Source organism: Dellaglioa sp. CoH-57-MRSF-16 (assembly GCF_056782055.1).
The window spans coordinates 152,900-165,092 of sequence record NZ_JBXAXZ010000002.1 but is presented as its reverse complement, the minus strand read 5'-3'; the positions used below and the strand labels follow the sequence as shown (position 1 = coordinate 165,092).

General features: G+C 33.1%; 14 protein-coding genes. 2 read left to right on the top strand and 12 right to left on the bottom strand.

The annotated features are described in order from the left end of the window. Positions 1-34 precede the first annotated feature (34 nt). Positions 35-499: a transposase gene (locus AC1RPH_RS02765; protein ID WP_481761271.1), complete on the top strand. Its 465-nt coding sequence runs from the start codon at positions 35-37 to the stop codon at positions 497-499. A 238-nt stretch (positions 500-737) separates the two neighbouring features. Beyond that, complete coding sequence (locus AC1RPH_RS02760) at positions 738-800, top strand: hypothetical protein (RefSeq protein ID WP_481761405.1); 63 nt, start codon at positions 738-740, stop codon at positions 798-800. A 119-nt stretch (positions 801-919) separates the two neighbouring features. Here AC1RPH_RS02760 and AC1RPH_RS02755 read toward each other — a convergent pair whose 3' ends face one another. The 12 genes from AC1RPH_RS02755 to acpP form a co-directional block, all read right to left on the bottom strand. Further along, positions 920-1,318, bottom strand: coding sequence for a hypothetical protein (locus AC1RPH_RS02755; protein WP_481761270.1), 399 nt, complete (start codon positions 1,316-1,318; stop codon positions 920-922). A 791-nt stretch (positions 1,319-2,109) separates the two neighbouring features. After that, entirely contained in the window at positions 2,110-2,457 is a 348-nt protein-coding gene (rplS, locus tag AC1RPH_RS02750) for a 50S ribosomal protein L19 (RefSeq protein ID WP_057973468.1), read from the bottom strand. A gap of 130 nt (positions 2,458-2,587) precedes the next feature. Continuing rightward, positions 2,588-3,319, bottom strand: a complete 732-nt coding sequence (gene trmD, locus AC1RPH_RS02745) for a tRNA (guanosine(37)-N1)-methyltransferase TrmD (RefSeq protein WP_481761269.1) — start codon at positions 3,317-3,319, stop codon at positions 2,588-2,590. Positions 3,320-3,321: 2 nt separating this feature from the next. After that, positions 3,322-3,837, bottom strand: a complete 516-nt coding sequence (gene rimM / locus AC1RPH_RS02740; RefSeq protein WP_481761268.1) for a ribosome maturation factor RimM — start codon at positions 3,835-3,837, stop codon at positions 3,322-3,324. 71 nt (positions 3,838-3,908) lie between these two features. Next, on the bottom strand, positions 3,909-4,154 hold the full coding sequence (locus AC1RPH_RS02735) for a KH domain-containing protein (RefSeq protein WP_409022598.1): 246 nt from the start codon (positions 4,152-4,154) through the stop codon (positions 3,909-3,911). A gap of 10 nt (positions 4,155-4,164) precedes the next feature. After that, complete coding sequence (gene rpsP, locus AC1RPH_RS02730) at positions 4,165-4,440, bottom strand: 30S ribosomal protein S16 (protein WP_409022599.1); 276 nt, start codon at positions 4,438-4,440, stop codon at positions 4,165-4,167. 139 nt (positions 4,441-4,579) lie between these two features. Continuing rightward, positions 4,580-6,016 (bottom strand): signal recognition particle protein, encoded by a 1,437-nt coding sequence (ffh, locus tag AC1RPH_RS02725; RefSeq protein WP_481761267.1) that lies wholly within the window; start codon positions 6,014-6,016, stop codon positions 4,580-4,582. A 16-nt stretch (positions 6,017-6,032) separates the two neighbouring features. After that, positions 6,033-6,374 (bottom strand): putative DNA-binding protein, encoded by a 342-nt coding sequence (locus AC1RPH_RS02720; protein WP_409022601.1) that lies wholly within the window; start codon positions 6,372-6,374, stop codon positions 6,033-6,035. 113 nt (positions 6,375-6,487) lie between these two features. After that, positions 6,488-7,498, bottom strand: coding sequence for a signal recognition particle-docking protein FtsY (gene ftsY, locus AC1RPH_RS02715; protein ID WP_481761266.1), 1,011 nt, complete (start codon positions 7,496-7,498; stop codon positions 6,488-6,490). Between the two features lie 31 nt (positions 7,499-7,529). Then, positions 7,530-11,066, bottom strand: a complete 3,537-nt coding sequence (gene smc, locus AC1RPH_RS02710; RefSeq protein WP_481761265.1) for a chromosome segregation protein SMC — start codon at positions 11,064-11,066, stop codon at positions 7,530-7,532. 24 nt (positions 11,067-11,090) lie between these two features. Further along, a complete protein-coding gene (gene rnc / locus AC1RPH_RS02705; RefSeq protein WP_481761264.1) occupies positions 11,091-11,783 on the bottom strand; it encodes a ribonuclease III in 693 nt (230 codons plus the stop codon). Between the two features lie 140 nt (positions 11,784-11,923). Next, the gene (acpP, locus tag AC1RPH_RS02700) at positions 11,924-12,166 is read right to left on the bottom strand and encodes an acyl carrier protein (RefSeq protein WP_409022605.1); all 243 of its coding nucleotides are present in this window, start codon (positions 12,164-12,166) and stop codon (positions 11,924-11,926) included. Positions 12,167-12,193 lie beyond the last annotated feature (27 nt).

Sequence of the window (12,193 nt, the reverse complement as noted above, 5' to 3'; positions counted from 1 at the left end):
AGTTGCAAAACATAATCAAAAGCGAGGGATGCTGATGATCACAATTAATTCCGCACTATTACTATTAGGAACAGAAGACGAAAATATTAAGAAAATTAACGTTTCCGATGATTTTGTTAGAATAGTATCACGTAAAAGAAAAGTTAATATCATAGATGCACCATTAACATACATACCTCCAAGAGACCCAGATTGTGGCTATTTAACTATGATCAAAAATGGAACACGTTTAGTTAATGCTAGAATTTCTAGCGTAAATGGCTATGAATTTCATTTGCGATTACGGAACCAACGCTTTATTTGGGCTTCATGTCAAAGTGCGATTGATGCTGAAACACATAATTTTGTAGCGATACTGCCTAATCGTTTTAACAGTGTTATTAAGGAACATTTTTTTAATGCATATATTCTAAAAGAAAGACAATTTGTAACCTCTGTTGTTGTAGACCTGAATGCTCAATATCAAAGTATCATTCATCAACTATTCCCAAATGCTTAAATAATTATTGATCGTTTTCATTTAGTTTAACTGGCTGGTAAAGCCTTAGATTGTGTTCGTATAGATACTTTAAATCAGATAATTGATCATAAAAATAGAGAATATAAATCTTTAAAAACTCAGTTATTAGAAAACTATCAACCAAATAACAGTGAAATGGATACTGTAATAACCACTTTCATAAAGAATCCACATTATATTGAAAATATTTTTATCTTCAACTTATTAAAACGGTCCTATAGAAGGACTTAATCGAAAAATTAAAACACTTAAACGTAGCAGTTACGGTTTCGGAAACTGACATCATCTTTTTGAAAGAATTTTATTAATTCATAACTAAAAAAAGGAAATCCTTTTGGATTTCCCTTAATTAGATTAGACGTTTATTGTCTCACCATCACTATTTGACGCAGACCCAATTTAATCTACGCTTTTGATTATAAACAAAAGCCCTAATGTAATTCCCCATTCTATTACCAATATAATAATCAGTTCCCACAAAGGAATTATAGTTAATAACAAAAATGCACCACCTGGGAGTGAAAGTACTAATATACTCACTGTAATAATAAAAAAATATTTCCAAAAACGTTTTAAATATCTATTAGGCATTATAGCTAGGATTATTAACAATAAAAATGTTAATAATCCCATGACCACTGCCAAATCGTCCCATAATGTGCCTCCAAAATAATATGAAAATGGCGCTAATTTTCCATGTATTACTATACTTGGATAAATGAGACCACCATAACATAATCCACTAAAAAGAAGTAGTCCCCGAAGTATCCATCCGCTTGCTTCTTTAATTACTTTCATTTTAAAACCCCTCTCTCAGATTATTATGATGTTATTTTATGAATATCATTTGGCTTGAACGGACTACTAAAATTGCCAAGCAATCCATAATGTTTCTTTTTTCTATATGCCTCAACATGAGCACCCTTTTTGTATATTGCTGAAAAAAATCTTTCTTGCTCGCATGCTTTGCTTTGTCATCTTATGCAATCATTTCAGTAAGAGTAGTTTTAGCACCCGGCTTAACTTGATTTTCATATACAGGCCAAATAGATGAACTACACAAATCATAAAACTCTTGATAGTTCATATCCTATTGCTTAATTTTACCCTCTTTGACTCCTATATTATATGCTTTAGTTATATCACGGCTCATAAATGTATCCTGAGCATAAATATGATTAGGTACTAATAATACTGAACAAAACTTCATTAAAATAGCTATTACTTTAATACTTTTTCATTAACAACAATCTAACGCTATCATAATTTTAATGTTACTTCAAATAATTTAACTATAATATTAATCTAAGTTAATACTTTAAAAACTTAAAAAAGCCAGCCTCTTAAATTAATACTTTTTTCCGTAATGCACAAAAAGAATTAAAAAATTGATAAAAATATATCTATATGTTATTGAAAATATTAATTATAAACTTTAATTAGAAATCGAAAACTTATAATTTCTGCCCCTTTTCTGCCCCTTTTAGCGACTTTAATGCGACTTTTTGAAGCAAGGTTCAATTATATAGGTCTACCAAATTTTTAGACAAATAAAAAAGCCTTGATTACCAAGGCTTTTCAACGTCAATCTAACGGCGAGCTTCTTTAATACGAGCAGCTTTACCATTAAGGGCACGTAAGTAGTACAATTTAGCACGACGAACACGACCATGACGGATAACTTCAATTTTAGCAACACGAGGTGAATGCAATGGGAAAGTACGTTCAACACCGACACCGTTACTAATTTTACGAACAGTGTAACTTGAACTAATACCTTTACCACGGCGTTTTAAAACGACACCTTCGAAAAGTTGGATACGTTCACGTGTGCCTTCAACAACACGGGCGTGAACTCGAACAGTATCACCTGGGCGGAACTCAGGAATATCTGTACGTAATTGTGCTTCTGTAAGTTTTGCGATCATTGGACTCATAATTTGGATCTCCTTTTCAACAGAAATTCATTCACATTCACTATGCCAGCGGAATATCGTAATTTTATGTGGCTTTTAACCACTTTTAAAATTGTATCATATTACTTTATAGGCGTAAAGGTTATTTCCTTTACTTTCCAGATTTTATGTCAGCTAACCATTCAACTTGTTGTTTAGATAATTGAATATCTTTCAACAAATCTGGTCTTCTCTCAAATGTTCGTCTCAATGATTCTTTTTGACGCCATTCATCGATTAATTTATGATTCCCATTTGTTAGAACTTCAGGAACTTTCATCCCTCTAAAATCAGCTGGCCGTGTATATTGCGGATATTCTAACAAGCCGTTTGAAAATGAATCTCCGGGAGCAGATTCTTTATTGCCTAAAACTTCAGGTAACAATCGAACAGTCGCATCAATCATGACCATGGCTCCTAGTTCCCCACCCGTTAAAATGTAATCACCAAGTGAAACCTCATCAGTTACAAGTTCGCGGATACGTTCATCATAGCCTTCATAGTGACCACAAATAAATGTTAGATGTTCTTCTTTCGCAAATTCTTCAGCCACATTTTGGTCAAATTTACGTCCTGCTGGATCTAAAAGGATAACTTTACCTTTTGTGTCAGATTCCTTTTGAACAGCTTCTAAAGTGTCAAAAACTGGCTGTGCTTGTAATAACATACCTGCACCACCACCATATGGGTAATCGTCCACATGATTTTGTTTATCAGTTGTAAAATCTCTAAAATTAGTAATTTTTAAATCAAGAACGTCCTTATCAATTGCCTTACCAACAATTGATTGTTTCATGGGACCATCAAACATTTCTGGAAATAAACTCAAAACATCAATTTTCATATTTAGTCGTCCAATCCTTCTAAAAGTTCAACCGTTACAATATTGTTATCAATATCGACAGTTTTTATAACATCTTTAATAACTGGTAACAATAAATCACCCTGTCCCTGACGCTTAACAACCCAAACGTCATTAGCTCCTGGGCTTAAAATTTCATAAATAGAGCCAATTTTTTCTTCATTTTCATTTTGGACATCTAAGCCGATAATTTGATGGTAATAGTAATTACCTTCTTCTAATTCCCGAAGACCTTTATCAGCGACTTTAAGATCTAATCCTTTATACTTCTCAACCAGGTTAATATCTTGTAATCCTTCAAACGTCACGAGTTCAAAATTTTTATGATGTCTATAGGTCATAACCGTTAACGAAATAACTTGTTTTCCGCTCTTATCAAACAGATACAAGACGGTTCCCTTTTTAAAACGCTCAGAAACGAAGTCAGTTGTAGCCATAACTCTAACTTCTCCTTTGATTCCATGAGTATTGACGATTGTTCCTACTTGATAATAATCCATATTTACTCCTTTTTATTGTAAAATAAAAACTCCCAAACAAAACATTGCTGCTTCATTCAAGAGTTACTATTTTAATCTAATATGTTTAGACGCACTCGTTTCGAACTTGTTAAACGCACACCATAGATTATTGTTCTAATAGCTTGCGCAACTTGTCCGTGCTTCCCAATAATACGGCCAATATCATCTGAATTCACAGATAATTCAAAATAGACATAATGATCATCTTGTTTCTGTCCTATTTGGACATCATCAGGATTTTCAACAAGCGGTTTGACAATTGTTAAAATTAAACTTGTCACTTCTGCTTCAGTCATTTAATCGTCCTTATTTTTTAGAGAATTTAGCTTCATGGAATTTCTTCATGATGCCTGCATTTGAAAGAATGTTACGTACAGTATCTGATGGTTGTGCACCATTGTTCAACCAGTTTAAAATACTTTCTTCTTCAAGTGTTACTGTTTGTGGTTCTGTTAATGGGTTGTAAGTACCAACGTTTTCGATGAAACGGCCATCACGTGGTGAACGTGAATCAGCTACAACGACACGGTAGAACGGTCTCTTTTTAGAACCCATACGTTTTAAACGAATTTTTACTGACATTAATATACACCTCCTGATATCTACTTCAACAATAATTAATATACCAGTTATTTATCAGCTTGTAAAGGTTTTTTTCTTGACAGTTAAAATAAATTATCAAAATGTCCCTTAAGCCATACCAGTATTGGTTATTTAATGATTATTTTCTAGAGTTTTTATTTTTCTTCATACGTTTTTTCTTGTTTTTCTTGTTCTTACGAACCATAGAATTCATAGACATCTTAGCTAAGCGACCTGTTACGCCCTTGCCAAGCATCCCTTCCATACCTTCAAAATTACCGCTATTCATTTTCTTCATCATTTTCTTCATTTCGCCAAATTGCTTAATCATTCGGTTAACTTCAACAATTGGACGACCTGCACCAGCAGCAATACGTCGTCGACGACTGGGGTTCAAGATGTCTGGATTTTCGCGTTCTTTAGGTGTCATTGAGTATACTGTCGCACGCATATGGTCAATATCCTTGGGATCCATTTTAACATTCTTCATAGCTGGATTATTAGCCATCCCTGGAATCATCTTCATAATATCTTCCATAGGACCCATTTTTTGTAATTGATCCATTTGACTTAAAAAATCATTAAAATCAAATGTATTTTCTTGAAATTTTTCAGCCATTTTAGCTGATTCATTTTCATCAAAATCTTGTTGTGCTTTTTCAATCAGCGTGAGCATATCACCCATGCCTAAAATTCTTGATGCCATACGATCTGGATAGAATACGTCCAAATCAGTTAATTTTTCACCTTGTCCGATAAATTTAATTGGTTTACCCGTCACTGAACGAATTGATAACGCAGCACCACCACGAGTGTCACCATCTAATTTAGTTAAGACGACACCAGTAACATCTAATTGTTCATTAAAGCCTTTAGCAACATCTACCGCACTTTGTCCAGTCATTGAATCAACAGTCAAAAGAATTTCATTTGGGTTCGCTAAGGCCTTAATTTGAGCTAATTCGTCCATTAGCGTTTCATCAATTTGTAAACGACCAGCTGTATCAATAATAATGTAATCATTTTTATTTTCTGCAGCTTGTGCTAAACCTTGTCGAACAATTTCAACAGGGTTTACTTTTGTACCCAATTCAAAAACAGGTATTTCCAAATCTCGACCTAAAACTTGTAATTGGTCGATAGCAGCTGGACGATAAATATCGGCTGCTATCATTAAAGGTCTCGCATTTTCTTCTTTTTTTAATGTTAAAGCAAGTTTACCAGCTGTGGTTGTTTTACCAGCCCCTTGTAAACCAACCATCATAATAATTGTTGGTATTTTAGATGACTTGTTCAATGGAACAGCTGTTTCACCCATGACTTTAGTTAATTCTTCATTTACAATTTTGACGATTTGTTGTGATGACGTTAAACTCTCAAGTACTTCCGCACCAATTGCACGTTCACGAACAACCTTAACGAACTCTTTAACCACTGTAAAGTTAACATCGGCTTCAAGTAAGGCTAAGCGAATTTCACGCATAACCTCTTTTAAATCAGTTTCAGATATTTTACCTTTGCGACGGAGTTTCGTCATCGCATTTTGTAATCTTTCTGTTAATCCTTCAAATGCCATTTTTAACTACCTACCCTTACTCTTCGTCTAATTCTTCTAATTGATTAATTAGATCGGTTAATTTTTGATCCTCTTTATAAGTACTATCTGTGTATTGCTTAATTTGGTCTAATTTTTCATTACGTTGAATAAAATTATGATACAAATTCAACTTATCTTCATAATCTTCTAAAATTTTTTCTGTTCGTTTGATATTATCATAAACGGCTTGCCGACTAACATCAAAATTGTCCGCAATCTCACCAAGTGAAAAATCATCACCATAGTACATGGCCATATATTCAGCCTGTTTTTTAGTTAATAATGACTCATAAAATTCAAACAATGCATTTACTCGATTTGTTTTATCAATCGCCACTAAAAAAACTCCTTCGTTTTTGTTTCATTCAGTCCTACTTAGAAGGGTACCGATTTTAGCCCTAAACGTCAATAGCAAAAAGAAGTCCGATTAGTTTAATCTGACTTCTAAGATTATTCTTCTGTTGATTCAGGTTGTTCTTGAATAAGTCCTTTAAACAAACCATAAATGAAATCTTCTGCATTAAAATCACGTAAGTCATCCATTTGCTCACCTAATCCAGCAAGTTTTACTGGTAAATGCATTTCATTACGAATGGCTAACACGATACCACCACGAGCAGTTCCATCTAGCTTAGTTAATACAATACCACTCACATCAGTTGTTTCTTTAAATTGTTTAGCTTGGATTAAAGCATTTTGACCCATTGTTGCATCCAAAACAAGTAAAACTTCATGAGGTGCATCTGGAATTTCTCGAGAAATGATTCGTTTAATTTTATCTAATTCATTCATCAAGTTAACTTTATTCTGCAAACGACCAGCTGTATCAACTAGTAAAATATCGTAATCTTCTTCTTTGGCACGTTTTACCGCGTCAAAAATAACAGAGGCTGGATCACTTTTTTCTGGTCCACGAACGATATCGACATCAACACGACGGCTCCATTCAGCAAGTTGTTCTATTGCACCCGCTCTAAATGTATCTCCAGCAGCTAAGAGTACTTTTTTGCCTTCTTCATGATAACGGTGTGCTAGTTTCCCAATAGTTGTTGTTTTACCAACGCCATTAACACCAACAAATAAAATAACAGTTGGACCTGATTCAGCTTGCGCAATAGAATTATCTTCGTCTTTACCCTCTGATTCATACAAATCTACCAATTTTTCAATAATTGCTGCAGAAACAGCATCTGGATTGCTTACATTTCTTAATTTAACTTCTTCTTGTAACTCACGGCTAATTTTCATAGCCGTTTCAAATCCAACATCAGCTTCAATTAAAGTTTCTTCTAACTCTTCAAAAAAATCTTCATCGACTGTTCTAAAATTAGCAAACAGTGAGTTTAAGCGTTGTCCAAAGGTTTTTCTTGATTTTTCAAGGCCTTTATCATATTTTTCTTGTTCAGATGATTCTGGTTCTTCACCTGTAAAAGCTTGCTTAATTCTACTAAATATTCCCATCTGTAGCGCCTCCTAATCTTTTATTAGTATATCAAACCGTTTTGTCTAATGATACCGAAACCATTTTAGAGATACCAGACTCTTGCATTGTAACACCATACAAAATATTAGCTTCAACCATTGTTCCATTTCGATGCGTTATCACAATAAATTGCGTTTCTTGATGAAATGATTTTAGATAACTAGCAAATCGAGCTACATTTGCATCGTCAAGCGCAGCTTCTGCTTCATCCAAGATACAAAAAGGAACTGGTTTTACTCTTAAAATAGCAAATAGTAGCGTAATTGCGGTCAAAGCTTGTTCTCCGCCAGAAAGTAAACTCAAACTTTGAACTTTTTTACCAGGCGGCTGCGCTAGAATATCAATTCCAGTTGTTAAAAGATTTTCTGGATCAGTTAATTCTAATCTAGCTTTACCACCACCAAACATAACAGGGAATATCTCCTCAAATTTCTTAGAGATATCAATAAAACTAGCTTTAAATCTTTTTTCAACTTCAGTATCCATATCCATCATAGTTTTCTTTAATTGTTCATCGGCTTCTAATAAATCATTTTGTTGGTCTAATAAGAATGAGTAACGTTCATTAACTCTTTCAAATTCATCAATCGAGGCCACATTAACCTCACCAATTTCTTTTAGCCCTTTTCTCAATAATTTTTGTTGCGCCAAAATTTGTTCAAGAGGTTGCTGACTTTCTAATTTTTCAGCCTCTTCAAAAGTCTGTTGAAAATCACTAGCTAGCTTAGCTAGAAACTCATCAAGCGACTCATTAAGTTGTTGTTGTTGATTTTCAGCTTTGATTTTATCTGCAATAATATTTCTCTGCAACTCAGATAAACGAGATAAATGGCTATTTTCTTCAGTTAAAGTTTGATTAATATTAGTTCTGTTCTTTTTAAAATCAGCTAACTTTAAATCGGCTTCTTCTGCTTGCCTTTGAAATTCTTGTAATTCTTTTTGGATATCTTTTTCTTTCACCTGACTATTTTCGGTATTTCTGAGTAAGTCTTGATGTTGTTGATTTATCAATGTAGCTTTATCAACTAATTCCTGAATATCGTTATTCAGCAGCATAACATTAGCGTGTTGCTGTTTTAATTGTTCTTGGAATACTAATAAACTTTCACGATGGTTTTGTTTCTTAACTTGTTGCTGCTGTTCAAATTGATTACTATTTTTTAATTGTAAGTCAATATCAGAAATATCATTATTTGCTACTTGTATTTGTCGTGCTAATTCAATAATTTTTTGTTCATTGTCTTTAAATTTTATTTGGTTATTAATTTTATCAGTTTGATTTTTTTCAAATTCATCATATTTTTCAGTCGTTTTAAGTTCTTGCTGTTCTAAAATTAACCGACTAGTTGTTAATTTAGATTGTGTTGTTTGATATTGACTTTTTAAATCAACAACAATCAATTCAAGCGACTCGATCATTTCTTTTTGCTTTTCAACAGTCACTCTAGCTTCATTGCCACGAACTTCACGAGCCTCTAATTCTTGTTGCATTTTTTGGATACTTTCATCTAATTGTAGAATAGTTTGCTTCTGATTTAACAATCCACTGGTATGTTGCTGTTTACCACCAGTTATTGCACCACCTGCATTTATTACTTCTCCAGTCCGTGTGACAACTTTAACTCGATGATTCAAATCACGACTAACTTTAATTGCCGTATCCATATCTTCAACGATAATTGTTGTCCCTAGCAAATACTGACTAATTTCAATAAATTGAGGTTCAACTTTAATTAACTCTGACGCAATACCGATGACTCCTTCATACTTTAAGACGAAACGTTGTGCATCACCGATAGAACGTCCCTTAATAGCTGAAATAGGCAAAAATGTTGCCCGACCAAATTTATTATCCGTTAAAAATTTAATTGCATTCTTTGCAACAGACTCTTCTTGCACAACTACCTGTTGTAATTGCGCACCCAATGCTGTCTCTATTGCTTGATTAATTTCCTTTGGGACCGTAATTAATTCTGCCACTGAACCATATAAACCAGGAAACTTATTTTTTTCTTTTAAAATTGCTTTAACGCCTTGATAATAGCCGTTATAACTATTTTGCGTCAAAAGTAGATTATCCTTTTTATTTTTCGCCTGTACTAAAACGTTTGATGCTTCAAACCATCTACGTTGCTGTGCCTCGTAAGAATCGTTATTTTTTTTCAAGGCAATCTTTAATTTAGCTAATTCTTTTTCTTCATTAATTAATTTATTATCAATCAAATTAAATTCAGTTTTTTTAGTTTTAAAATCGTTTTTTGCTTGTGTTAAATACTCTTGTTCAGTAGCTAATAAGTCATCATTAACCTTAGCCTGTGAATCAAAATTTAATGTTTTTTGTAAAAACTCATTCTCACTTTGTAATCGTGTACGTTGTTGAATAGTATCATTAACAACGCGCCTTAATTCTTTTGAACGATCTTGTCCAGAAATATCCGCTGTTTCTAACGTTTTATCAATCGCTTCAATAAACATGTTCTCATCAGTAATATTTTTCTGTAAAGCTAATGACCGCTTATCTAAATTAGCTAATGACTCTTGTTTCAAAATAATTTGTTCATTCACCGATTCTTGTTCTTTTTTTAATTCTGTTATTTTTTGCTTTTCAAAATCTTTTTTTTGAGTTGATATATTACTTTGACCCATCAACCGTTCTTTATTAATTGTTAAATCTAATAGTTTGTTTTGTGTATGATCAATCATTTTTTCAATATTCTCTAGTTCTGAGCGATAACCTGCAATTTCATGTTCTTTTACAGTGACCTTAGTCTTATAATCACTATCCATTTCAAGTAACTTATCTAACGAATGTGTGACATCCCTTTTTAGTTGCGATTGCCTTTTAATTTCTTTAACCAACCGACTAAGTTCTAACTCATCAAATTGCTTTTTTTGAGATAAATAATCCTTTGCCAAACTACTTTGCTCACGTAAAGGTTCAACTTGTCCTTTAAGTTCAAAAATAATATCAGAAACCCGGTTAAGATGACCTTTTGTTTCTTCTAATTGGCGAGTGGCAATATTTTTTTCTTGTTTATATTTTAAAACACCAGCAACTTCTTCAATAATCGAACGTCTGTCTTCGGGCTTACTATTAAAAATTTCAGCAACTCTACCCTGAGAAATGATTGAAAATGACTCTTTTCCAAGACCAGTATCCATGAATAGATTGGTTATATCTTTAAGACGACACTGCTTTTGATTAATTAAAAACTCGCTGACACCATCTCTAAATAATCGTCTTGTAACGGTTATTTTTTCAGGATTATCTTGAATATAAAAATCAGAATTATCAAAAATAATACTAACTTCAGCACGATTAACTGCTGATCTGTTCCCTGAACCAGCAAATATAACGTCAGGCATTTTATTTCCACGTAAATTTTTGGCTGATTGTTCACCAAGTACCCAGCGAATTGCTTCAATAATATTACTTTTACCGCTACCGTTAGGACCGACAATACCAGTCATCCCGTCTTTAAATTCAATTGTTGTTTTGTCTGCAAATGATTTAAAACCATTAATGACTAAAGACTCTAATTTCATCCGTCACTAACCCCCTGAACATTTTTACTTTCTGAGTAATCCTAATGCATTACTTGCTGCTTGTTGTTCTGCAACTTTTTTAGAATGTCCTGCCCCTTGTCCAATGATTTTGCCATCAGCACTGACAGACATAACATATTGTCTGTCATGCTCTGGACCAAGGTCATCAACAACATCATAGGTAATGACAACATCACCATCTTTTTGTAAAAACTCTTGTAGCGACGTTTTATAATCCATAACATGGTCAAACCAGCCTAAGTCTAATTTTGGAAAAATAACTTTCCTGATAAATGTTTCAACAGCTAATTTACCTTGATCTTGATAAAGCGCTCCTACAAAAGATTCAAAAATATCACATAATAACGCAGGTCTTTGACGTGCATTTGATTTTTCTTCACCTTTACCTAAACGAATAAATTCATCAAATCGGCATTCTTTAGCAAATGCGCTGAAACTCTCTTCACATACCATTGCAGCTCTTAGACGCGTTAATTTCCCTTGTGGCAGCATTGTATACCGCTGATATAAATATTCTGAAACTGTTAATTGTAAAACAGCGTCTCCTAAAAATTCAATTCGTTCATAAAATTTTAAATTTTCTTTGGGATGTTCATTTACATATGATGCCTGTGTGAATGCTTCATCTAATAAATCCGTATTCACAAATTTAATATTAAAATCTTCTGCTAACATTTCATTTAAACCTTTAATCATTATTATCCTCCGTTATTATCATTATTGCTCTTACAATTATACCTGTTTTAATCACTAAAAGGTACTCCATACAAAAAAAGCGCTGACAAATATCATTGTCTAACGCTTTTAATGAACGATTTAATATACGTGTTGAATTATTATTTTTGGTTAGCTTTAATAAAAGTGACAACGTCTCCGACAGTTGTTAAACTTTCTGCATCTTCATCAGAAATTTCTGCACCAAATGTATCTTCAAGTTCTAAAACGAACTCAACAACATCAATTGAATCTGCATCTAAATCCTTTTTAAAATCTAAGTCATTCGTAATTTTTTCTACTGGCAAATCAAAATGTTCGTCTATAATTTTAACAATTTTTCCAAAAATTTCTTCTTCTGTCATTCCAATAGCCTCCTTTTGAATCATGAC